Here is a 21837-nt window from a genome sequence, read left to right as displayed (position 1 = left end):
GCGCTTCTGCAAACCCAACAGGGAGCGGCGCCATGTCATGGCTCGATCGCCTGAAAAAGGCGCCGGCAGCCATGGCGCTGCCCGTGGGTATCTTTGCGCTGTTCGTACTGATGGTGCTGCCCATCCCGACAACGATGCTGGACATATTCTTTGTCCTGAACATCGCGATCACGGTCGCGGTACTTATGGTCGCCTTGAATGCGCGCGAACCGCTCGATTTCTCGTCTTTCCCCTCGGTCCTGTTGTTCGCGACCTTGCTTCGCCTTGCCCTGAACGTTGCATCCACTCGGATCGTTCTGGTCAACGGACACGAAGGCGGCGCGGCAGCAGGCGAGATTATTGAAAGCTTTGGCCAGTTTCTGGTCGGTGGCAACTTCGCTGTCGGACTGTTCGTGTTCACGATCCTACTCATCATCAACATGATCGTGATCACGAAAGGCGCCGGGCGCGTGTCGGAGGTTTCCGCCCGATTTGTGCTGGATGCTTTGCCAGGCAAACAGATGGCAATCGACGCCGATATCGCAGCCGGATTGATCACCGCCGATGAGGCACGCGCGCGCCGATCACAAGTCACCGTCGAGGCCGATTTCTACGGTTCGATGGATGGTGCGTCCAAATTCGTGAAAGGCGATGCAATTGCCGCGCTTTTGATCCTGGGCGTGAATATCATCGCCGGCTTCGCGCTGGGCATGGCGACACATGGCTTATCTGCAGGCGAGGCGGCAGAGTTGTATATCACCCTCGCGGTCGGTGATGCTTTGGTCGCACAGGTGCCCGCGCTGCTGCTGTCGATTGCCGCTGCCGCCATCGTAACCCGCGTTTCGGACACCCGCGATCTGGCAGGACAGATTAGCGGACAGTTTTCCGATCCACGCGGTTGGATCGCGGTTGCATTGATCCTGCTCGCAATCGGCATGGTGCCTGCGATGCCGCAGATGATTTTCTTCCCCGCCGCTGCCATCGCCGGGGCGATCTGGTGGAGAACCCGCCAGCGTGCTTTAGAGCCGGCAGAGGAGGAACCGGCCGCCGAAGAAGTGCCGCCTGACCGGATCGAACTGTCCGATGTCAGCGACCAAACGCTGGTTACGATCGAGCTGGGTTACGGTCTGGTGCATCTGGTGGACAAGGCCAAAGATGCGCCATTGCTCACTCGCATTACCGGCATCCGCAAACAGCTAAGCCGCGATCTTGGGTTTGTCTTGCCGCAATTCCGCATCCGCGATTCTTTGGACATCGGCTCTCAGGATTACTCGGTCACCGTCGGCGGTGTCTGTGTTGCCATGGGCAGCGTCAAACCGGCCAAACTGCTCGCGATAGACACCGGCGATGTGCGCAGCGGACACGGCCTGACGGGCGAGGCAACGCGCGACCCCAGCTTCGATTGTCCGGCCCTGTGGGTCGATCCTTCGCTGCACGACCATGCAGTTGCCGAAGGGTTCCTGACAGTCGATCCAAGCACCGTGATCGCCACCCACACCAATCAGGTATTGCTGGCGCAGGCGCATGAATTGCTCGGCCCGGTCGAGGTGCGCGAATTGCTCGACGATTTGAAGGAACGCGCGCCCGCTCTGGTCGATGCAGTCCATCCTGAGCCGCTTTCTCTGGCGGCGATGACCCGCATGATGCGCGCTCTGATTGCTGACGGCATCGGCCTGTCCCATCCGCAGCCGATCTTTACCAGTTTGGCGCTGGCATTGCAGACCAATCAGGATTTCGAAGCGCTGATCGATGCTGTCCGAAGCGATCTCGGAGCAAGGCTTGTGGCGCGCATTTGCGAGCCCGGTTCATCACTCAAAGTCGCGACACTGGATGCCGGGCTCGAAGCGGCGATACTGGGAGGAATGCCCGATCCTGCGACCGGCCACCCACTGATCGAGCCCGATTGCGGTGCTATGATCGTGCGCCGGATCAATGAAATGATTGACGAGGCCGGCGGGCCGATTGCTCTGATCGTGCAGCCGCCAGCGCGCCGATCGCTCGCGACATTGCTGCGGCAGCGTGCGCGCAGCTGCCAAGTTTTATCCATCCATGAATTGCCTGCCACACAAGGCGTCGAGGTGATCGGCGTGATCGGTGAAACCGAAACCGATCCTGCTCCGGCAGTCGCAAACAACAACGGGCAAACTGAATTCGCACAGGAGACCGGCTGATGAAACACGACCAAACCGGACTGCGCCCGCCTGCTCAAGGCACATATGGCAACGCATCGCGCGCCCAGGTGGAAGACCGCGTGCGGCGGTTCCTGCCCTTGGTTCACCGCGCGGCGTGGCACATTTATGGCTCGGGCCGTGAAGGGCTTGAGATCGAAGACCTGATTCAGGTCGGCATCCTTGCTTTGACCGAATGCGCACAGCGGCACAGCGGACCGGGCGAAGACGGATTTGCCGCCTATGCCAAGATCCGTGTGCGAGGAGCGATGCTCGATTGCATTCGCAAGCTGATGCACGGCAGCCGGACCGCCCGCAAAAAACGCTCAACCTATGACCGAACGGTCGAACAATTGCGCGGTGAATTGCTGCGCGACCCAAGCCGATCGGAAATTTCCAGTGCAATGCAGATCAGCGACGGGGAGCTGCTCGAAATCGAAGCATCCGCCGTCACGGTCTCTTCTATCAGCGATGAATATGATGAGACCAGCACCGCCTTTGCCAGCGATGATCCCGACCCTTTTGAAAAACTATGCGAAGTGGAAGATCGAGAACGCTTAGTTACCGCAATGGTCCAGCTACCCGACCGGGCAAAGCTGGTCCTGCAACTGTTCTTTGTCGAGGAAATGAACCTGACAGAGATCGCTGAGGTGCTCGAAGTGTCGGTTCCCCGCGTCCATCAGCTGCGCGCAAAAGCTTTGAAGGATTTGCGCGCGCTGATGGAGCAGGAAATCGAGGCTTAGTTGGACCCGCCATCTCCGTCGCCGTGGTTGTGACCACCACCAGCGTGAGTCGCCGCTCCGGAACCACCGGCACTGCCTCCCTGACCGCCTTCCCACCAATAGACGCGGCGTTTCGCCGTTCCCGTGGCGACTTCGTTCATCGTCTTGGAATCGTACATCCGCCCACCGATCATCACGCTTTCGATCTTGTCGGAATCGCGGATATTGGCGGTTGGATCGGCAGTAAGCACCAGCAGATCGGCAAGCTTGCCAACCTCCAGACTGCCGACGTCTTTGTCCATGCCCAGCGACTCTGCAGGGGCAATGGTGGCTGCTTTCAAAGCCTCAACTGGTGACATCCCGCCGCGCGCAAAGGTCCAGATTTCCCAATGCGCACCGATGCCCGCCTGCTGACCATGCGCGCCGATCGAAACCTTCACACCGCGCTGCGCGACCTTGCGGGCCTCGCGTGCGGCATTGTCATCGACGAATGCCCAATCCGGCGCTTTCGTGCGCCTGCCCGAACCAGCCAGAAGGATCTTTGGCGGGGTGTGGATCATCAAAGGATGGTCAAACACATCGGTCGCCTGACGCCAATACGGATCACCCGCCAGTCCGCCATAGGTGACATTCAATGTCGGCGTGTAATTGGTGTTAGATTGACCGAAAAATTGCAGCACATCCTCATACAACACATCGCCGGGAACGTTGTGTTCAAGGGTGGAATTGCCATCCGCAATCAAGTTCATATCCATGCCGAACAGCGAACCACCCTCAGCCACGACCAGCATGTTTTCCTCTGCTGCGGCGCGGGCGACCATCTGGCGCTGCTCGCGCCGCGGCTGGTTGTAGTTTTTAACCGAGATACCGCCCTGCGCCTTGATCCGGCGGACATGGGCGAGCGCGTCTTCATAACTGTCAATCCGTGCGTAAACACTGGGTGCTTTCGCGCCGTAAATGATCTCTCCAGTTGAGAAGATACGCGGTGCCAGCAGCTTACCTGCCTGCTGACGCTCTGCCGCCGCAAAAATCTGGCTCGCATCGCTCGACGGATCATGGAGTGTGGTGGTTCCCAGTGCCAAGTCCTGCACCAGCCGCCAGTTTTGCTGCGGGATCATATCGCCGGTGCCATGCGGACCGTGATGGTGCGCATCGACAAAGCCGGGCATGATCACTTTTCCGCCAGCATCGACGATCACAGCGCCGCTCGGCACATCAACCTCGCCCGCGGGGCCGATGGCTTTGATCCGGTCACCTTCGATGACGATCACGCCGTTTCCGATGACACCTGCATCCTGCGCATCCAGACCGGCGGCCATGGTGAGCACTTTCGCGCCCGTAATGGCGACGGTTTGTGTCGCCTTGTCTGCGTTGACGGTAACCGCCATCGAAATGCCCGTTTCAGGCGGCGTATAGCCCTGTTCTTCCTCATCACCCTTTGGCGCATTGCGGAAGAAATCGGACACGGTCGCGCGCTGCAATTGCGGGCCGATTGACCAGAACAAAGTCTGCCCGCCATTGGCCCAGCCGATGTAATCGGCACCGCCCGAACTGACTTTGGTTACGGGTAGCGCGCCGCCTTTCTCGCTGACATCCACGGGTTTGCCGCCGGGGATAACCGGCAATGCAAACACGCCGTAATTCTGGCGAAACGCGATGGTCTTCCCATCGGGTGCGATGCGGAAATCATTGGCCAGATCGCCGCGTGCGTGGGTGCGCTGTTTTTCTCCATCGAGATCGGCGGAAACCAGTGACAGTTTGCCACCGGCAAAGGCGTTCATGAAAATGCGGTCGCTGGCTGCGGCGAATTGCGGTGCTCTGCCGCTGCTGCTCACCCGCGTGGCTTCCCCGCCACCCGCAGACATCACATAAATGCCCGTATTCTCCGAATATTCGGGGGCAGTCAGATACCCGCCAGATCGCTTTTCATAGGCAATAGTACGGCCGTCAGGCGAGAACACCGGATTGGCATAATGTCCGGGCATCGCCGTGATCGCGCGGGCATTTTGGCCATTCGCGCTGGCGACCATGATCTGGCCCAGACCGCTGTCGGTCCATTTGATGAAGGTGATCTGGGATCCGTCGCGGCTGAACGAGGGAAACGCCTCCACTGCATCGCTGCTATCACCCGTGAGCGGACGCGGCGCGTCCCTACCGCGAGCGGATTTGGTGTAGAGTTTCCCGAGGCTTTCGAACACAACACGGCTGCTATCCGGTGCAAGCGTGCCGAACTTCGCCATGTTGGTCGTGAACCGGTCTGGTGCGACGTCAATTTCGGGATGCGGTGCATCGGCGATACCGCGCGTGTCGGAAATGCTAAACGGGATCGTCGCGAAGCCTGAGCCATCGCGGTTGATCCGGTTCAGCTTACCGCCCGCCCAGAACACGATTGCGCTGCTATCCGGCAGCCAATCCATATTGGGATAGACGCCGTAAACCGCCCAGGTCTCTTGCAAATCCAGATCGAGCGCGTCGTAAATCATGCGCTCTTTGCCGGTCGCAATCTCTTTCACCCAAAGCTTGCTCTGGTCCTTGTCCCGGCGGACGAAAGCGATCTCTTTGCCATCGGGTGAAGGGGCGGGACGGACCGCGCCGCCATAGCCATCGACAGCAGTCGAAACTTCGCCCGTGTCCAGATCGTGTTTCTCAATCGCGAAGATGCCGGTTTGGGAATCCTGCGCATAGATGAACGTGTTACCCGGAGTTGTGTTGCGGGTGTAATAAATCGCTTTGCCATCGGGCGCGAAGATCGGCTCGCCCAGCTCTTTTTGTAGCGATTCATTGGCGCGTTTGACCACTTGCACGCCGCCGCCGCCGGAGACATGGTACATCCAAATCTCGCCGGTACCGGCCGAGCGCTGCGTCGTAAAATGCTTCTTCGCCGCGATAAATTCGCCATCGGGAGACCATGTCGGCTGATTGAGCAGACGAAAATCTTCCTTCGTCACCTGCTTCTTGTCAGAGCCGTCGCGGTTCATCACCCAGATATTGTCGCCGCCGCCGCGATCCGAGGTGAAGGCAATACGCGATCCATCAGGAGAAAAACGCGGCTGCACTTCCCAAGCAAGCCCGTCCGCAATGCGCGTCGGCGTGCCGCCGCCAATCGGCATGGTGTAGATATCGCCGAGCATTGTGAAAGCGAGGCTGCGGCCATCTGGCGCAACATCGACATCCATCCATGTGCCTTCATCCGTCTCAATCGGCACCTGCTCGATGGTGGCACCTTTAGGCGCGGTGATGTCCCAGCCTTTGTCCTCGTCGTCCTGCGCGGATGCGATTGAAGGCATTGCAAGCATAGAACCTGCAAGAAGGGTGGCGGTAAACTGGCGCATTTGAAATCTCCCCGTGTTGAGGAGGAGCCTAGCGAGACGAAAGGATATTGCTAGGGGCAGACACAAGTCGTTAGTCGAATTGGCTCTGCATTAGACAGATCACAGCATTTCTGCGCAGACGGGATCGGCCTCACACTCCTCGATTGATAGACCTTGCGTAAGCGAGCCGTCCGACAAGTTCAGCTTAAAGTATCCGAGGCCTGAGGTGAACGGTTCTGAGCCGTCAGAATTGTCATTTGCCTGTTCGCGCTTACCGACCAACCAATGATCAACCACCTCATATTCAACGACATTCGGATAAACGAGGAAGTCGCCAACACCATCAACAACCGCGTCGTTCGATCCAGACAACTCGACCACGTTTACATCCGGCGCGATCTCAGTGCGGCCATCGACACACGAAGAAAGCAGCCCACTGAGGATCGCGAGTGTCATGATGCTCTTCACCCCATAGTCCCCTTCTTCGGACCCAGATAGCCAAACAGATAAGCGCCCACTTTGCGCATCTGGATCTCTTCGCTGCCTTCGGTAATGCGGTATCGGCGGTGGTGGCGGTAGATATGTTCGAACGGTTTATGCCGCGAATAGCCAATGCCGCCATGCACCTGCATCGCGCGGTCGGCGGCTTCGCAGACGAGCCTGTTCGCCCAATAATTGCACATGGATACCTTGTCAGAGATCGTCCGTTCAATCTCCTCATGCGGCATATTATCCATTTCCCACGCCGTTTTGAAAATTAGCAGCCGCAGCATCTCGGCCTGCGTCGCCAGCTCCACCAGCGGAAACTGGATGCCCTGATTTTTGGAAAGCGGCTCACCAAACGGTTTGCGTTCCCGCGCGTATTTCACGCTTTCATCAATGCAGAACATCGCTGCGCCGCAGCTTGAGGCTGCCTGCCGAATACGGTTCTGATGGACGAAGCTTTGCGCAAGCGCGAGGCCGCGCCCTTCCACACCGAGGATCGCGTCATCCGGCACCCAGACGTCGGTGACAGACAGACGCGGATGGTCGGTGGGCATGTTGAACGTCCACATCCATTCCTCGATTTTGAGGCCTTCTGTGGGGTTCGGCACAAGGAAGCAGGTGATGCCGCTTGCCTGCCCTGCCTCGCCCGATGTGCGGGCAAACATCGCGCAGTGGGTGGCGACATGCATGCCGGTGATCCACATTTTCTCTCCGTCGATCCGCCAGCCGTCCACGCCGTCGCGGGTCTCGCGCACCGCGGTCGTTTCCATATGGGTCGCGTCGGAACCATGATCGGGCTCGGTCAGGCCAAAGGCTACGCGGCGCTCCCGCTCGAACCCGCCCGTGATGAATTCCGCCTTTTGAGCATCAGTGCCCCATTGATCGAACATCGCGACGAAGGGGAAATTGCCTACGATGGAGTGCTCGTTTTGCAGGTCGTTGTGCAGGCCCAATCCCCGCCTCGCGAAATGCTCGCGGATCACCGCCATCCAGAGGTTGCTGCCATCCTTGCCGCCATATTGTTTCGGCGCGGAAAAGCGCCAATGGCCCGCTTTGTCCGCACGCGCCGTGGCCTCGCGCAGCAGCGCCTCCCAATCTTCACGCGGCAATCCGCCCGCTTCAAAATCAGTCCGCGCGTATTCGCGGCGGTGATCGAAGAAACGGATATTGTCGTCTTGCTGCTCAAGCGGCTTGATCTCGGCCTCGATAAAGGCGTCGAGTTCATCGAGATACGCCTGAAGGTCGGCTTGAATTGCGAAGTCCATTTAGTCTTCTCCAGTCCACTTTTTACGGGCGACGGCGAGCGCGGGGTACTTGGGGACGTCCTGCATGATCGTAGCAAGGATTGCCTCACGCAGTTGAGCGAGCAAACCTGTATCGGCCAAGGTCGCTTCGCCGGAAAAAATTTGTCTCGCCAAAGGTGCATTTTCAAATGCCGGGATCGCAGCTGCATCATAGCGCGAGATCATACCCAGCGCATTTCGGGCAACGGCGTATTGGAAACGGTCGTGGCCCTCAAAACGGTCTTTGACCGTGCCAAGCCATTCGTGAATGGCGATAGCAAGTTCGCCATCGGTCGCTTCGCCAACTTGCGCGGCCGCGCTCGGCAACTGGACAAGGCGGCTCTGTTCTTGCTCGGGCGCTTCCTCCTCAAGCAGCATAAGCAAATCGAGTTCCTGCTCGCTCGTTCTTCGCGAGATCACCACACGCTCCAGCATCCGATCCTCTCCGCTGCGCCACACCGCTGCCATTTTCAGGCAGCCGAGCGCCCACCACACTGTGCGGTGGATCAGCCAATATCGGAAGCGCGCAGGATTAACTTTGCGCCCGCCATTCGCCTCATAGGCTTCGAAATAGTGCTCCAGATCACTCAGCCCCAGCGCAGGCCGATCATACCGGTGGAACCGCCACACGGCCATGCAACCGAACGCCAGATCCTCATGGTAGTCGCCGAAATGCGCCAACTCCCAATCCAGCACTCCGGTTAGCCAGCCATCCTGCACCAACAGATTGCCCATGCGGTAATCGCCGTGAAGCAAAACCGGATCGACCGGCTCGGGACAATTGTTCTCCATCCATTTCAGGCCAAGCGCGATGATCGGACGGTCGCCGCCCGCATCCTCGAATTGCTGTTTGAGGTCCGCGATAGCCGCGCGGTAATCCATCACCGGCACGGCATCCGGCACATCGCCGGGCGTCAAAGTGTGAATGCTGGCAAGGTTAGCTGCGCATTCGCTCACCAGACGATCTGCCTTATCTGTAGCGAGGATTTCCTTTGGATTGGGCGTCCCGCAAAGGGCTTCCATAATGAACCCCGATCCGATCCCGTCCTCTGGCTCCAACTCCGCAACCACCACCGGAGCCGCGACACCTGCGGCTTTTGCAGCGCGGATTATGGCGGCTTCGACATCATGGCCAAACGGACGGTCCTTCATGAATTCAAGGCTGGGGGCGCGGCGAAGCACATATGTGTTCTCGATCCGCGCAGAGGGAATTGAAAGCGGCGCGGCGCCGGTCGCCTCAAACCGCCAGCTTTCCATGGTCGCACCGCCTGTCAGGCGTTCGAGATTGCTGGGAGCGCTCAGTCCCGCTCGCGCCATTGCGCGGGCAAGACCAGCAAGCAATTCGTCCGGCGCAATCGACATCTCTTCCCCTATTCCCCATTCGCTGCGATGAGTGCCGCGCAAACATGCCACAAACGGAATAGGTCGCAATGAAGAAACGTCACATCGCCCTCGCAGCTGTTGCCCTGATTGGGGTAGGAGCAGGCAGCGCTGCCATTATCGCCGCGCCCACGGTACACGAGGGCGCACCGGGCGAAATGCCCGAACTGGGCCGCTATGGTGATTTCACTGTAGGCACGCAGGAAATCACGATGGCGCTGCCGGACCGCGTGACATTTTCGAAATCGGCAATGGTCACAGGCGGAGTTGAGCCGACAGAACGCGCTCTGAAAGTGCGGATGTATTACCCGGCTACGCCCAACGGGCAGGACCCTGTCAACTACAGCCACACAATGGCGCCGCCTGACATGGAACCTGTGACGCTGGACTATGAGGGCCGCGCATTTGAAGGCGCGCCCGCGCTGGCGGACGGTACACAATACCCGCTCGTTATCATGAGCCACGGCTTCAACGGTTGGAGCACGCAGTTCAGCGATCTGGCCGAGCACATCGCTTCGCGCGGATATGTCGTCGCCTCGATTGATCACGCCGACATGAAACTGGAGGGATTGACGGACTTCCTGCATTCCTTCGCGCAGGTGCTGGCCAGCCGTTCGCTCGATCAGCGGCAAGTGCTAGCGCAGATACTGGAGCGAGGCGGCAGCGAGGATGGCGGCATTTTCGGTGCCGTTGATCCCGAACAGGTCGCCGTGATCGGATATTCGATGGGCGGTTACGGAGCGCTGGCAACAGCCGGCGGCGATTATGATTATGAAAGCGGCACATTTGGCGCCGTCCCGGCCGAAGCTCTCGACCCTGTTCGCGCAGCAGCATCCGAAGATTCGGGTATCGACGCTGTTGTCGCATTTGCACCATGGGGCGGCCAGTCAGACAACCGCGTGTGGAGCGAGGAGACGCTCGGCAAAATCACCGCGCCCGTCTTAATCGTAGCGGGCAATCAGGATGACGTTTCCAATTACGAAGACGGCATCAGCTGGATTTTCAATTCACTCAGCGGAGCGGACGCGCATATGCTCGTCTTCCGAGAGGCGCGGCACAACATTGTCGGCAATGACTTTGACTTGCCAGAAGGCGCACCGTTCCGCGCGATGGAATTTTTGAAAGAACCTGTGTGGCGGCAGGACCGGATCAACGGGATCAATCAGCATTTCGTCGCTGCGTTTCTCGATCTGCATTTGAAGGGCGACGCGGACAAGGCAGCCTATCTCAATGTGCCGGTACCAAACGCCAATGACAGCACGTGGGAAACCTCCACTGGAGAGCAGCTCAACGGCAAACTGGCGGGCGACAGCGAGACGGGCCACTGGCGCGGGTTTCAACGTCGCTGGGCTGTCGGGCTCGACATGCTGCAAAAACCGGCGGGCAAATAGCGACGACATACAAAAAGAGGCCCCGCGGATCGTCTCCGCAGGGCCTCTTTCTTTTATTGCTGGCCCGCCTTTTGGCGCGCCGCTTATTTCATTTTCTTACGCATACGCTTGGCGCGTTTCGCTGGACTTGGATGGGTTTTAAGCAGCTCAATGCCGCCCACACTGGCGCTTTTCGCGGCAAGCTTGTCCATCGCAGTCGCGCACCCTTCCTGATCGTAGCCATTGGCGGCCATGAACTCGAGTGCATAATCATCAGAGCTACGCTCCGCCTTTTGCGAATGCTGGGCGTACATAACGTCCTGAATCAGACCGCCCAGTTCAGAATTCGCAATCCGCTTCACATCATTGCTCGCGGTGCCGGCAACGCTCAGTGCGGCATCTTGTTGAAGAGCCCGCTTCAAGCGTTTCTGACCGTGCTCAAGTTTAACATGACCGATTTCGTGGCCAATCACGCAGCGCACTTCATCATCGTTAAACTCGTCCATAAGGCCAGCCATGATCCGTACGGTGCCATCGCCCATGGCGAACGCGTTCACGTCTTTCACAAGGTAGGCTTTGATGTCGAGATTAAGCCCGTCATAGCTGTCTAGACCCTTGGTAAGAGCAGCCAGACGTGCGCCATAAGGATCGTCGAGCGTCGCGACCGGATTATCCGCGTCCATTTTCTCGGACATTTGCCCGAAATATGCGACGATTTCCTCATCCGAAACACTTGCTGCTTCGGCCACCTTTTTGGCCGAACCAAGAATGCCGCCAAGGCTTTGCGAATGTGCCGGAACGGCGGCAACTGCCAACACAGCGGCTACGCCCGCCATTGCTGCAGATGCGTTTCGTAAGTTCTTCAACATAATAAAATCCCCCGAAAAAGATTGCTAGATCAAGCTACTACATTGTCCTTCTTAACAGTAATTACCTGCGGATAGGTAAATTCTTTTAAGCCTTCTTTGCCGTACTCCGCGCCGAAGCCTGACTGTTTGTGGCCGCCAAACGGGGCAAACGGCGAAAGGTGCATAAATTCGTTGATCCAGACTGTGCCGGTTTCCAGCTGCTCTGCGATCTCCTGACCTTTTTCAGTATCAGCGGTCCACACGGCACCCGCCAGACCATATTCGGACGCGTTGGCGCGTGCGATGACTTCTTCTTCCGTCGAAAATTTCATCAGCGGCATAACCGGACCAAACTGTTCCTCGGCCACGATCCGCGCGTCTTCAGGCGGATTGTCGAGAATAGTCAGCGGCACGAAATAGCCTGTGCCAGACGGGTCTTTGTCGCCGCCGGTCAGGAATTTGTAACCGTTGTCCTTGGCGTCTTCGATCAGTTCAAGAACGCGGTCATATTGTTTCTTGTTCTGGATCGGGCCGACACCTGTGCCCTGCTCGCTGCCGTCACCAACAACCACGGTTTTGGCAAAATCGGCGATCGCTTGAGATAGCTCGTCATAGATGTCTTCGTGGATGTAGACACGCTTGGCCGCGATGCAGACTTGGCCAGCGTTTTGGAAACTCGCCCAGAACAATTGCTCGGCAACCTTCTTGGGATCGGCATCGGGCATCACGATGGAGGCATCGTTGCCGCCCAGTTCCAGCGTGATCCGTTTGAGATCGGCGCTGGCGCCTTCCATGATTTTCTTACCCGTCGCGGTCGATCCGGTGAAAGTGATCTTGTCGATATCGGCATGCGATGTGATCATCGGGCCGAGCACATCTTCACCGGTGATGATGTTGACGGTGCCCGCTGGAACCTTGTCCGCAATCAGCTCGGCAATGCGCAAAGTCGTAAGCGGTGTGAACGGCGATGGTTTCAGCACAATGGTGCAACCCGCCATCAAAGCAGGGACAATTTTCTGGATCGCCATCATGATCGGGAAATTCCACGGCACAATGCCGCCAACCACGCCCACTGGCACGCGGCGGTGGCGGTGCAGACGGGTGTCGTCGTCCTGAATGATCTCTTCTTCAAGTTGCAGCGTCGATTGCGCAGCGGCCAGACCAGCAGCGCCGAAAATCTCGCCTTTGGCTTGTGCATGCGGTTTGCCCTGCTCGGACGTCAGCAGGCGGAACAGCTCGTCGGCGTTTTCCTTGATCACGCCGGAGATCGCCATGCAAACGGCCTGACGCTCTTCAAACGTGGCTTTCTTCCATGTCTTGAAAGCGGCGCGCGCCGCGGCAACAGCGTTGTCCAACTCACCAGCGCCAGCCGACGGCACCTGACCAATGACTTCCTCGGTCGCGGGATTTACGACATCTAGCCATTGGCCGTTGTCGACCATCTCGCCGTTGATGAGGTTCTTATATTGCGTGACCATGATTGTTCCTCTCTCGAATCTCTTTGAAATCTCTCTTGCATTAAAAGGTGGACCTTCGCGCGCAAAAATCAATCACGAATGCCGTGTCCGGCATCCGTCGTGCGGTGGAGCGTAGCGCCAATCAGTTGCGCTTTGCAACGGGCGCTTTATGCAAACTGGAAAGAGGAGACTGAGATGAGTGATACTGCCCCCGATCTGGTCATGTACGGCAGCCCCGTGTCGCCATTCGTGCGCAAGGCCGCCGCGCTCTGCATCGAAAAAGACGTTCCATTTGAAATCGAAGCGGTTGACGTCTTCAATCCGCCGCAATGGTTCCGCGACATTTCACCGCTGAAACGCATACCTGTCCTGCGCGATCGATCCATCGCCGCAGAAGGCGTGACAGGCACCATTGCGGACAGTTCGGCAATCTGCGGATATATCGAGAAAAAGTACCCTGCCCCGGCGCTCTACCCCGCCGAACCGTTTGCCTATGGCCGCGCGCTTTTCATCGAAGAATATGCCGACACACATCTGGCAGCGACTGGCGGCCTCGGCATTTTCAGACCCATTTTCTTCAACGCAATGCAAGGCAAAGAACCCGATCTCGACAAAGCGAAAGCGACTTGGTCAGGTGAAATGCCTGCAATTCTCAGCTTCCTAAACGATGCGCTTGGAGAGAGCGATTTCTACGCCGGCGACACTTTGTCGATTGCCGATATATCGGTAACGGCAACGCTCATGCAGATCGCATTGGTCGCCAACATGCCGCTGGATAATTATCCGGCGCTGGCTGCTCATTATGACCGCGTTTCTGCGCGGCCATCAATCGCAGGACCTTTCGCAAAAGCTAACGGCTTCATTCGTAAAACCTTGCCCGACCTGTTTGACCTGACCTAAGGCTCCACTCGTCAAACCAAGCAGAAGCGGGACGCGCAAAAATGGCGAGCGAATGGTGCATCGGGATCATCGGCGGTTCGGGCCTCTATGATATAGAGGGCCTTGAAGACGAGCAGTGGATCGCGATTGAAACCCCTTGGGGCGAACCGTCGGACGAAGTGCTGTGCGGGCGCATTGGCGATGTAAAAGTGCGGTTTCTGCCGCGCCATGGCCGCGGGCATCCCGTCTCGCCAGGCGAGCTGAACAGCCGTGCCAATATCGACGCGCTGAAACGCGCAGGCTGCACGGATATTCTCGCAATTTCTGCCATCGGATCACTACGCGAACAGATCGAGCCGGGCCGCTTTGTCGTGGTCGAGCAATTCATCGACCGCACCGTAAGCCGCGAAAGCACATTCTTCGGCACCGGCTTTGTCACCCACGTCTCCATGGCCGACCCTGTCTGCCCGCGCCTGTCTGAAATGGCTGGAAAAGCCATCGCGGCCTGCAAAGGCAAAGTCGCCGTCGGCGCGACTTACCTCGCAATGGAAGGGCCGCAATTTTCAACCCGCGCAGAAAGCCTGATGTACCGCCAATGGGGCGCAGATGTGATTGGCATGACAGCCATGCCGGAGGCAAAGCTCGCCCGCGAGGCGGAGCTGCCATACGCATTGGTCGGGATGGCAACGGACTATGATTGCTGGCGTGAAGGCGAACAGGTCGATGTCGCGCAGGTCGTCGCGCAGATGCAGTCCAATGGCGAGCTTGCACGCGATACAATTGTGAAGTTCATTGAAAATCTGCCGAAGAAACGCGCCGCTTCACCCATCGATACCGCGCTGGATGATGCCGTCATCACCGCACCGGATGAACACGAACCTGCAATGCTAGCGAAACTGGATGCTGTGGCGGGGCGCTTGTTGGGCTAACCCCAAGCGATCGCTGAAAGCGGAACCTATTCCTCTTTCCAGCGCCCTTTGATTGGCTCGAACTTGTCGACGCGGATCGATTGCCACACGCCGCCGACCAGATAGGGATCATCATTCACGGTGGCACGCGCTGCTGCCTCGTCTTCGGCTTCGATGATCAGCAGCGAACCGACAAAATCGCCATTCTTGTTCGTGAGCGGCCCGGCGGCGAGATAGTTCTCGTCATGCTTGGCCATCCATTCCCGCTGGGCCTCAAGATGCACCGCGCGCAGCGTCTCAGAGTTTTCACCATCGCGGCAGTAGAAGCAGAATTTGGCCATTCGGTGATCGTACCCAGCCCGCCGCGCCCGATCAAGCAGCAAGACATACGGCCAGCTGCATTCGACTTTGCTTGATGTCGCGGCTTTGCGGGTGCAAATCGGGCGCAGAAGTCCGAGTCGCGCCGCCCAGACATCATGGGCAGCGGCGGAGATGCTACAGGGAAAAGAGAACATCACGACGTGACCACGAACGCTTTGCCAGACAACACCGCCCATTTCCTCGACCGCGCAGAATTGCGCCGCGCATACCGCGCCGAAGAGGAAGCGTGCATCGCGCATCGCATCGAACAGGCTGCGCCCGCTCGCAAAGTGAGCGCGGCTGCGGCCGATCTGGCGATTGATCTGATCGAAGGCGCCCGCGCGCAAAAGGCGAGCGGCGTGGATGCATTCCTGCAGCAATACGGCCTCGACACGGAAGAAGGCATCGCGCTGATGTGCCTTGCCGAGGCGCTGCTTAGGGTGCCGGACGAAGAAACCGCCGACGCGCTGATCCGTGACAAGATCGGCGAGATCGAATGGGGCGATCATCTGGGCGAAAGCTCATCGACATTTGTGAACGCGGCGACGTTCTCCCTGATGCTGACTGGCGAAGTGCTGGAGCGCCCCGAAGAGCACCAGAAAGGCATGGGCCGCGTGCTGAAAGGCACGATGAACCGTCTGGGCGAGCCGGTGATCCGCAAGGCCACTTTGCAGGCGATGCGCATTTTGGGTGGGCAATTTGTTTATGGACGCACAATCGGAGAGGCATTGAAACGCGCCAAGCCGGAACGGGCCAAGGGCCTCACCCATTCGTTCGATATGCTGGGCGAAGCGGCGATGACATTCGCCGATGCCGCGCGTTATGCCGCGTCCTACGAGGGCGCGATTGATCGTCTGGCATCCGAAGCAAAAGGTGGGGTTGGCCCCTCGCCGGGTATCTCAGTCAAATTGTCGGCGCTGCATCCGAAATACGGATACTTGCACGCCAAAGAAGCGCGGCTGGATATTGTGCCAATCGTCAAACGCCTCGCGATGAAAGCGCGCGATGCGGACATCCATTTCACTCTTGATGCTGAGGAAGCCGAACGGCTCGAAGTGTCGATGGACATTATCGAGACGCTGGTTAGCGATGATGAGCTGTTTACCCGCGAAGACGGATCGCGTTGGGACGGGTTTGGTCTTGCTATCCAGGCCTATCAGAAGCGCGGTCTGCCGCTGTGCGATTGGACCGCGAAGCTGGCTCGGCGGCATGGCCGCAAACTGTTCGTCCGGCTTGTGAAAGGGGCATATTGGGACAGCGAGATCAAAGTCAGCCAAGTGGGCGGATACACCGACTATCCGGTCTTCACGCGCAAGCTGGCGACCGACGTATCCTACCTCGCCTGCGCGTCGCGCCTGTTCGAACATGACGACGTGATCCGTCCCGCCTTTGCGACCCACAACGCTTACACCGTGGCTGCCGTTAAAGAGATGAGCGCCGGACGCGCATTTGAATTCCAACGCCTCCACGGCATGGGCGAAGAAGTGTTCGATGCTCTGGGCAAGATCGAGGGCAATGATCGCACGCCTGTTCGCATTTACGCGCCGGTTGGCGGGCACAAGGAATTGCTCGCTTATCTCGTGCGCCGCTTGCTTGAAAACGGGGCCAACACCAGCTTTGTAAACCGGATGGGCGATGCCGATATTCCGGCCAGCGAATTGGTCGGCGATCCAGTGGAAGAGCTCGCTGCGATGTCCCCGCGCCGCAACACCGCAATCCCGCTGCCGCGCGATATTCTGGGGGAGCGGGTGAACAGCGCCGGTGTCGATTTGTCAGATCCGCTGGTTCTTGGGCCGCTTCAGGAGCGCTTGAAGCGCCTTGAGAGCATTCAATGGCGCGCTGAACCGACTTTCCCCGCCGAAGAACCCGGCGAGATTGCTCCGATCACAATGCCGCATGATCTTACAGTCGAAGTCGGCACCCGCCGCGATGCGACCGCAGAGGAAGTGGACGCCGCCTACGCCCGCGCCGAAGCGATCCAGCCGGGCTGGGACGCGTTAGGCGGAGATCGACGCGCGCTCCTGCTCGAAGAAGCCGCCAACCAGTTTGAAGCGCACACCGACGAGTTCCTGTCGCTGTGTCAACGCGAGGCGGGAAAGACATTGCTAGACGGCGTGGCCGAACTGCGCGAAGCGGTCGATTTCCTGCGCTATTACGCTGCCGAGGCGCGCCGCCAGTTTGACGAGCCGCTCTATCTGCCCGGCCCGACGGGTGAGGAAAACACCCTCCGCATGCATGGGCGCGGTGTCTTCGCCACGATCAGCCCGTGGAATTTCCCGCTCGCGATCTTCATCGGCATGGCATCGGCTGCGCTCGCAGCAGGCAATGCCGTGATAACCAAGCCGGCCGAGCAAACCCCGCTCACTGCCGCGCTTGCCGTCAAACTGATGCACCACGCCGGGATCCCGCCAGAGGTTCTACAATTGCTCCCCGGTGCAGGCGAAGTAGGTCAGCTCATCACATCCGATCCACGCGTCGCCGGTGTGGCTTTTACCGGATCGACCGAGACCGCGCGGCTGATCAACCAATCGCTCGCCGGACGCGATGGACCGATTGCGACATTGATCGCCGAAACTGGCGGCCAAAATGCAATGATCGTCGATTCCAGCGCTTTGCCTGAGCAGGTCGTGCGCGATGTGCTGGCGAGCGCATTCCAATCGGCGGGCCAGCGCTGCTCGGCACTGCGCGTTCTCTATCTGCAAGACGATGTGGCGGACGACATGCTGGCGATGATCCGCGGCGGATTTGAAGCCTTGCATGTCGGCGACCCGGCTGACCTTGCCACCGATGTCGGCCCTGTAATCGATCCCGATGCGCAGGCCGCTCTCGAACGCCACGTCGCCCGCAGCATCGCTTCTGAACGCAACGTAGCGCGCTGCTTCATGCCGGAGGGCACCGACAAAGGATGCTACGTCGCTCCAACGATTATCGAAGTGGATTCAATCCTCGATCTCAACCGTGAAAACTTCGGTCCCGTTCTGCATGTCGCGCGGTTCAAATCCGAAGACCTCGGGCAGGTTGTCGCAGATATCAACGCCACCGGATACGGCCTCACCCTCGGCCTGCACAGCCGCATCGCAGCCACGCGCCGCTATGTTCAGGCCCGCGCGAAAGTCGGCAATTTCTACGTCAACCGCAACCAGATCGGTGCCATCGTGGAAAGCCAACCCTTCGGCGGCGAAGGGTTGTCCGGCACCGGTCCGAAAGCGGGCGGGCCCAACTATCTCGCCCGTTTCGCAACCGAACGCGTGACCTGTATCGACACTACGGCGGCAGGCGGAAACGCCACTCTGCTGGCGAGTTAAAAAGGTTTACTTGCGGGCACGCGGGGTTGCGCGATAAAAGCGCTTCATGCCCAAGTTTCTGATTCACCTTTTCGCCCTGCTCGCGCTCGTCTGGAGCGGTCCTGCGCTCGCCGATGTGCAGATCCATTTTCACAGCGTGAACGGATCGGTTTTGTTCGGGCGGTACCCGCACACATTCTTTGTGCTTGAAGGGACGCTGGAATCGACCGGCAAAGCTGTGAATGAGAATTACGGCTTTTCCGCACGCAAGGCGACCACGGCGGTGCTGCGCGGGCCGGTCGAGCATATGGTGCTCGCCGAAAAGCCGAAGTTTATCAAGAAGACCAACCGCCATTTCACAATGACGATCACGGATGAGCAATATTACCGGATCATCGCCGAGAAGGACAAATGGCAAAACGCGCCGGGCAAATATTACAGCCTCGACACGCGCAATTGCATCCACTTTGTCGGCACAATGGCGAAGATTTTGGGCCTAAAGGTCGAATATCCCGAAGACATGCTGCGCCGCCCGAAAAAGTGGCTGAACCACGTCACTTCGCTCAATCCGCAATTGGGTGCGAAGCAGCTTTAAGCGCCAGACATTCAGCTCGCTTTCGAGGTCGCAATCCCTGTCGGGACGATGGTCGCCTGAGCCACCGCGACAAGCACCGGATCGCTGCCTTCGTCCTCTGACCACACATCCGCGCGGACCACGACCTGCCGCTTCCCTGCTTTCACAACGCTGCCTTTTGAACGAAGTTTTGCGCCCTTGGCAGGGGCAAGAAAGTTGATTGTGTAATTGCCCGTGACCACATCGCCGACGGCGGAACTCGCTGCCCATGCGCAGGCATTGTCAGCCATCAATCCAACAATCGCGCCGTGGGCAAAGCCATGATGCTGGGTCATTTCAGGCCGCACTTCCATCTCGATCTCGGCCTCCCCCTCCCAGCAGCGAACCGGCTCTAATTGGAGAAAGCTACTGAACCCGGATCGGCCGACCGCGATCCTTTTCATATAATCGAGCACTTGCTGTTCGTTTTCAAAACCGGGTCTGGACATGATCGAATCCTTAAGTCTGGAAATAAGACTTAAATCAGTCGCGCTTGCACTTGCTCCGGTCAAGTCTAAAATGCAGACCTATGAACCAGCTCAAGCTTTCCACCTCGCCCTGCCCCGTTGGCCGGGCATCGCGTATTCTCGGCGACCGCTGGGTTATTCTGATCCTGCGCGAGGCATTTTTGGGGGCGACGCGGTTTGAGGAATTTCTGCCCAACACCGGCATCAATCGTGCGGCGCTGACATCGCGCCTTACCGCTCTGGTCGAGCATGGAATTCTGGAACGCGACCCTCCCGAAGGACGCCGCGCCGAATACAAACTGACAGACGCCGGACGCGAGCTTGCCCCCGTCATGGGCGCGATGCGCGAATGGGGTGATAAATGGCTGTTTGAAGGCGCGAAGCCCGAACAATAGACACGCTCCCCAGATAAAACTGCGCCCACGCTTGCTCCGCCCGCGCCCATCGGGAATCACTGATCCATGGCTATTCTTTCAGACAAATGGATTCGTGAGCAGGCGCAAACCAATGGCATGATCGAGCCGTTCGAGGAAGCGCAGCGCCGCGATGGTGTGATCTCTTACGGGCTCAGCTCTTACGGGTATGACGCGCGCGTCGCGCCGGAATTCAAGATTTTCACCAATGTGAACTCGGCCACGGTCGATCCGAAGAAATTCGACGCAAACAGCCTTGTCGACCGCGAAACCGATGTCTGCATCATCCCGCCCAACTCCTTCGCACTCGCCCGCACAGTCGAATATTTCCGCGTGCCTGAAGACGTGCTGGTAATTTGCCTTGGCAAAAGCACCTATGCGCGCTGCGGCATTATCGTGAATGTCACCCCGCTTGAGCCGGGTTGGGAAGGCCATGTGACGCTGGAATTTTCCAACACTACCCCGCTGCCCGCCAAAATCTACGCCAATGAAGGCGCTTGCCAGTTTCTGTTCCTGAAAGGGAACGAACGCTGCGAAACAAGCTACAAAGACCGCGCCGGCAAATATATGGGCCAGCGCGGAGTGACGTTGCCTCGGTTGTAGAGGGTAAGCGCCGAAGGTCCGCTACGACCCAATAGCGGACGTTCGATTAAGCTGTCTTGGAAGCGTTTTGTCCGGCAACCAACGATGTCATGATCGACTAACAGATCGCATCAAAAAGATCGGAAACGCAAATGCCCGTCCCTGCCGAAAAGATCATTGACCTAGCAGAAAGGAGCGGCTTTGCATCCGAACTTAAAGTCGCTTCAATGCTGTCTGCCGCAGGGTGGGGTGTCGATCAAAGCGTATATTACATCGATAAAGATGAAGGCGTCGGTCGCGAACTAGACTTATATGCTTACCGTATCGATAATGACATCTCAGAGAAACCTGAGGTCCATTGCTTAATTAATTTCTGTATAGAAGTTAAAAAAACCCAGGACCCATTCGTCTTTTTCTCGAGTAAGGCAAGAAGTCATGAGGGCGGCAAGGGGTGGTCCATGTTTAGGTGGAGCCACAACGTCGATAGTGCCGCCTTAGGCTACAAAGATATTGAACGAGAAAAACCACTGAGTTCTCCAGATCGGCTTGCCCGCTCATATGCAGCATTCAAGGACGGAAAAACGCAGCAAATACGGAGTGGCATTTTATCGGCGGTGAAGGCTGCTATCCACTACACCGAAGAGTGTGATGAGCGGTGGTCAGATGGGTCGCGCGATATATGCTTCTTCCTCCCGATCGTTGTCGTCGATGGTGACCTTTTCGAATGCTACTTCGAGACAGGAAGTCCCCACTTACAGACGAAACAGGTCCACTCCCTAGTATACCAACAGAACTATATATCTCCTCACTATGGCAAAATTAGTAATAGTGTTTTGGTATATACAATGAAAGGCTTCACTGAAGCCTTGGAAGATTATGCGAATTGGGGACAGGATATACTAGAGACACTGCAGTCCAGCCGGTCAAAGGTTGTGAAGGCCGGAATTAGCCGCGGTGGCGTATCAAAATCTGCTGATATTCAACGAGAGCGATGAGCACGTCGCCATGATCGTTTTCCCCTGAAGGTTTTACGGCGCGTGCCTGCTCCCTCCCCACACAATCGGTCATCCCCATTTTCCTACTCGCTCACGCCTCGCTAGGTTGGCTGCGCCCGTTACGTTGGCCGAATTCATCAGGGCGTCGAAAGTTGGACAAGTGTCACCCATGTCCAACATCAGCAAGCCACTGCGATTAAACAGGATACCCTTGTATGACACGCATGACACCTGCCCCGATCTGTCATGTGTGTCCTACACAGGAACAAAGCAGTCCTCCCGCGACTTTGACTCTTATATCCCTCACGCGCATTGCTGCCGGGACAAAGGAG

18 protein-coding genes are annotated in these 21837 nt (G+C 58.1%); 10 read left to right on the top strand and 8 right to left on the bottom strand.

Annotated elements, in window-relative coordinates:
• Positions 1-32 precede the first annotated feature (32 nt).
• Complete coding sequence (locus KCG46_RS04810; RefSeq protein ID WP_218404164.1) at positions 33-2150, top strand: flagellar biosynthesis protein FlhA; 2118 nt, start codon at positions 33-35, stop codon at positions 2148-2150.
• Positions 2150-2890: a sigma-70 family RNA polymerase sigma factor gene (locus KCG46_RS04805; protein ID WP_218404163.1), complete on the top strand. Its 741-nt coding sequence runs from the start codon at positions 2150-2152 to the stop codon at positions 2888-2890. Before KCG46_RS04810 ends, KCG46_RS04805 begins: the two co-directional genes overlap by 1 nt.
• On the opposite strand, the gene KCG46_RS04800 is transcribed toward KCG46_RS04805, so the two are convergent.
• The 4 genes from KCG46_RS04800 to KCG46_RS04785 all read right to left on the bottom strand — a co-directional run bounded on the left by KCG46_RS04800 (position 2887) and on the right by KCG46_RS04785 (position 9311).
• The gene (locus tag KCG46_RS04800) at positions 2887-6201 is read right to left on the bottom strand and encodes an amidohydrolase family protein (protein ID WP_218404162.1); all 3315 of its coding nucleotides are present in this window, start codon (positions 6199-6201) and stop codon (positions 2887-2889) included. The genes KCG46_RS04805 and KCG46_RS04800 overlap by 4 nt on opposite strands.
• Before the next feature lie 99 nt (positions 6202-6300).
• Positions 6301-6636 (bottom strand): hypothetical protein, encoded by a 336-nt coding sequence (locus KCG46_RS04795; protein ID WP_218404161.1) that lies wholly within the window; start codon positions 6634-6636, stop codon positions 6301-6303.
• Positions 6637-6644: 8 nt separating this feature from the next.
• The gene (locus tag KCG46_RS04790) at positions 6645-7931 is read right to left on the bottom strand and encodes an acyl-CoA dehydrogenase family protein (RefSeq protein ID WP_218404160.1); all 1287 of its coding nucleotides are present in this window, start codon (positions 7929-7931) and stop codon (positions 6645-6647) included.
• Positions 7932-9311 (bottom strand): phosphotransferase, encoded by a 1380-nt coding sequence (locus tag KCG46_RS04785; protein WP_218404159.1) that lies wholly within the window; start codon positions 9309-9311, stop codon positions 7932-7934. It abuts the gene before it with no gap.
• A gap of 68 nt (positions 9312-9379) precedes the next feature.
• Between KCG46_RS04785 and KCG46_RS04780 the strand changes: the two genes are divergently transcribed.
• On the top strand, positions 9380-10720 hold the full coding sequence (locus tag KCG46_RS04780) for an alpha/beta hydrolase family protein (protein WP_218404158.1): 1341 nt from the start codon (positions 9380-9382) through the stop codon (positions 10718-10720).
• Between the two features lie 83 nt (positions 10721-10803).
• Here KCG46_RS04780 and KCG46_RS04775 read toward each other — a convergent pair whose 3' ends face one another.
• Both KCG46_RS04775 and KCG46_RS04770 read right to left on the bottom strand, forming a co-directional pair.
• Positions 10804-11535: a M48 family metalloprotease gene (locus KCG46_RS04775; protein ID WP_218404157.1), complete on the bottom strand. Its 732-nt coding sequence runs from the start codon at positions 11533-11535 to the stop codon at positions 10804-10806.
• A gap of 62 nt (positions 11536-11597) precedes the next feature.
• On the bottom strand, positions 11598-13025 hold the full coding sequence (locus tag KCG46_RS04770) for an aldehyde dehydrogenase family protein (RefSeq protein ID WP_218404156.1): 1428 nt from the start codon (positions 13023-13025) through the stop codon (positions 11598-11600).
• 174 nt (positions 13026-13199) lie between these two features.
• Here KCG46_RS04770 and KCG46_RS04765 point away from each other — a divergent pair, with 174 nt between their 5' ends.
• Positions 13200-13904 carry a glutathione S-transferase family protein gene (locus KCG46_RS04765; protein ID WP_218404155.1) on the top strand — a complete coding sequence of 235 codons (705 nt, stop codon included), beginning with the start codon at positions 13200-13202 and terminating at the stop codon, positions 13902-13904.
• A 41-nt stretch (positions 13905-13945) separates the two neighbouring features.
• Positions 13946-14812 carry an S-methyl-5'-thioadenosine phosphorylase gene (gene mtnP / locus KCG46_RS04760; RefSeq protein WP_218404154.1) on the top strand — a complete coding sequence of 289 codons (867 nt, stop codon included), beginning with the start codon at positions 13946-13948 and terminating at the stop codon, positions 14810-14812.
• A 26-nt stretch (positions 14813-14838) separates the two neighbouring features.
• Here the strand turns inward: mtnP and KCG46_RS04755 are convergent, their stop codons facing one another.
• On the bottom strand, positions 14839-15132 hold the full coding sequence (locus KCG46_RS04755) for a YciI family protein (protein ID WP_218404153.1): 294 nt from the start codon (positions 15130-15132) through the stop codon (positions 14839-14841).
• 180 nt (positions 15133-15312) lie between these two features.
• Here KCG46_RS04755 and putA point away from each other — a divergent pair, with 180 nt between their 5' ends.
• Entirely contained in the window at positions 15313-18456 is a 3144-nt protein-coding gene (putA, locus tag KCG46_RS04750) for a bifunctional proline dehydrogenase/L-glutamate gamma-semialdehyde dehydrogenase PutA (RefSeq protein ID WP_369410166.1), read from the top strand.
• A gap of 46 nt (positions 18457-18502) precedes the next feature.
• A complete protein-coding gene (locus KCG46_RS04745; protein ID WP_218404151.1) occupies positions 18503-19030 on the top strand; it encodes a hypothetical protein in 528 nt (175 codons plus the stop codon).
• 11 nt (positions 19031-19041) lie between these two features.
• Here KCG46_RS04745 and KCG46_RS04740 read toward each other — a convergent pair whose 3' ends face one another.
• A complete protein-coding gene (locus KCG46_RS04740) occupies positions 19042-19497 on the bottom strand; it encodes a PaaI family thioesterase (protein ID WP_218404150.1) in 456 nt (151 codons plus the stop codon).
• 80 nt (positions 19498-19577) lie between these two features.
• Between KCG46_RS04740 and KCG46_RS04735 the strand changes: the two genes are divergently transcribed.
• The 3 genes from KCG46_RS04735 to KCG46_RS04725 all read left to right on the top strand — a co-directional run bounded on the left by KCG46_RS04735 (position 19578) and on the right by KCG46_RS04725 (position 21505).
• Positions 19578-19910: a winged helix-turn-helix transcriptional regulator gene (locus KCG46_RS04735; protein WP_218404149.1), complete on the top strand. Its 333-nt coding sequence runs from the start codon at positions 19578-19580 to the stop codon at positions 19908-19910.
• Positions 19911-19976: 66 nt separating this feature from the next.
• The gene (gene dcd / locus KCG46_RS04730) at positions 19977-20531 is read left to right on the top strand and encodes a dCTP deaminase (RefSeq protein ID WP_218404148.1); all 555 of its coding nucleotides are present in this window, start codon (positions 19977-19979) and stop codon (positions 20529-20531) included.
• A 131-nt stretch (positions 20532-20662) separates the two neighbouring features.
• On the top strand, positions 20663-21505 hold the full coding sequence (locus KCG46_RS04725; RefSeq protein ID WP_218404147.1) for a hypothetical protein: 843 nt from the start codon (positions 20663-20665) through the stop codon (positions 21503-21505).
• The last annotated feature ends 332 nt before the right edge of the window (positions 21506-21837 follow it).

Source organism: Erythrobacter crassostreae, assembly GCF_019204045.1.
GTDB lineage: Bacteria > Pseudomonadota > Alphaproteobacteria > Sphingomonadales > Sphingomonadaceae > Erythrobacter > Erythrobacter crassostreae.
This window is presented reverse-complemented; position numbering and strand designations above follow the sequence as displayed.